Origin of the sequence: Pseudomonas sp. NBRC 111138, from assembly GCF_001320835.1 — a bacterium.
Classification (GTDB): domain Bacteria; phylum Pseudomonadota; class Gammaproteobacteria; order Pseudomonadales; family Pseudomonadaceae; genus Aquipseudomonas; species Aquipseudomonas paracarnis.
Genome location: NZ_BCBO01000037.1, coordinates 1 through 2100, shown reverse-complemented (window position 1 = coordinate 2100; position 2100 = coordinate 1). Strand labels below are relative to the sequence as shown.

Genomic DNA, 2100 nt, shown 5'->3' with positions numbered 1-2100 from the left:
CAGGGGATTATCAGATCTTCCATAAAGTGATTTGAGTAATCACCGTCGTGCGTTGTTTGCGCGATGGTGAGCCCTTCACTGCCGCATGCGGCGCCACGGGAAAACCTCATCACCAAAATTGCGCCACCACCTACAGCAGCGCAACAATATGAAGAAAACAAGACACTGTTAGCAATAAATATTCATAAATCTTGTTTTATACAGAAAATCTATCAATTTTTCCTGACCACCTTGCCATCTCACTTGGCCACGGTTAGGGTTGGGCTTATGAAAACCTCTCACACCCTCATTCAGCTCCGCCAGCACCGCAGCCTGTGCCTTGTCAGCGCACGACTGCCAGGCTGAATCGATCTGCCTCGCCCTCAGTTTTATCCCCAATAACAGTTCCACGGCAGGCCGCCTTTTCTCGGCCCCTACAACCAAGGATTTCCCGATGAGCATGCTCAAAGACCCGTCTTCGAAGTACCGCGCGTTCCCCACCATCGACATTCCGGACCGTACCTGGCCGTCGAAAACCATCACCCAAGCGCCTATCTGGTGCAGCTCCGACCTGCGTGATGGCAACCAGTCGCTGATCGAGCCGATGGACGCGGTGAAAAAGCTGCGCTTCTGGAAGACCCTGGTGGCCGTTGGCGTGAAGGAAATCGAAGCCTCGTTCCCTGCCGCGTCGCAAACCGACTTCGACTTCGTGCGCACCCTGATCGAAGACAACCACATCCCCGAGGACACCACCATCCAGGTGCTGACCCAGGGCCGTGAAGACTTGATCGCACGCACCTTCGAATCCCTGCGCGGCGCCAAGAAAGCCATTGTGCACTTGTACAATGCCACCTCGCCGTCGTTCCGCCGCATCGTATTCAACCAGGACAAGGACGGCATCAAGGCCATCGCGGTCAACGCCGCCAAGCTGTTCGTCAAATACGCCGCCCAGCAGCCGGAAACCCAGTGGACCTTCGAATATTCCCCAGAGACCTTCAGCGCCACTGAGCTGGAGTTCGCCAAGGAAGTCTGCGACGCGGTGATCGAGGTGTGGAACCCGACGCCTGAGCACAAGATGATCCTCAACCTGCCAGCCACCGTCGAGTGCGCCACGCCGAATATCTATGCCGACCAGATCGAGTGGTTCGGTCGCCATATCAACCGTCGCGACAGCGTGATCATCAGCCTGCATACCCACAACGACCGTGGCACTGGCGTGGCGGCCACCGAGCTGGGCCTGATGGCCGGCGCGGACCGTGTGGAAGGCTGCCTGTTCGGCAACGGCGAGCGCACCGGTAACGTCGACTTGGTCACCGTGGCACTGAACATGTACACCCAGGGCCTGGACCCGCAGTTGGACTTCTCGGACATTGACGGCGTGCGCAAAGTGGTCGAGGAATGCAACCAGATCCAGGTGCACCCACGTCACCCGTATGTCGGCGACCTGGTTCATACCGCATTCTCCGGTTCCCACCAGGACGCGATCCGCAAAGGCTTCTCGCAGCAGAAAGACGATGCGCTGTGGGAAGTGCCGTACTTGCCGATCGACCCGGCCGATATTGGCCGCAGCTACGAGGCGGTGATCCGCGTGAACAGCCAGTCGGGCAAAGGCGGTATCGCCTACCTGCTGGAGCAGGAATACGACATCAGCTTGCCGCGTCGCATGCAGATCGAGTTCAGCCAGGTGGTGCAGGCCGAAACCGACCGCGTGGGCCTGGAGATGACCGCGCCACAGATCTACGCCTTGCTGCAGCGTGAATACCTGCAAGCCAACACGCCGTATGCGTTGGTCAGCCACCGCCTGCAGGAAGAGAACGGCAACAGCTTTGTCGAGGTGGAAGTCTCCGGCAAAGGCCAGGGCGAAACCAACCTGCATTGGAAGGGCAAAGGCAACGGTGCGCTGGAAGCCTTGGTGGCCGGCCTGCCGATTGGCGTGGAGATCATGGACTACAACGAGCACGCGATTGGTGCGGGTACCAATGCCAAGGCGGCGGCCTATATTGAACTGCGCGTGAACGGCGAACGCCCGGTGCATGGTGTGGGGATCGATGAAAACATCACTACCGCCAGCTTCAAGGCGCTGTTCAGTGCGCTGAACCGTTCGTTGAGCCAGTTGGAAGC

The 2100-nt window shown here is 58.7% G+C and carries 2 protein-coding genes; one reads left to right on the top strand and one right to left on the bottom strand.

Features of this window, described 5'->3' with window-relative positions:
• Positions 1-168: 168 nt before the first annotated feature.
• Complete coding sequence (locus tag APH41_RS29315) at positions 169-390, bottom strand: hypothetical protein (RefSeq protein ID WP_233445861.1); 222 nt, start codon at positions 388-390, stop codon at positions 169-171.
• 43 nt (positions 391-433) lie between these two features.
• Here APH41_RS29315 and leuA point away from each other — a divergent pair.
• Positions 434-2100 (top strand): 2-isopropylmalate synthase (gene leuA / locus APH41_RS07325; protein ID WP_054918207.1); only part of this gene is annotated, 1667 nt, incomplete at its 3' end.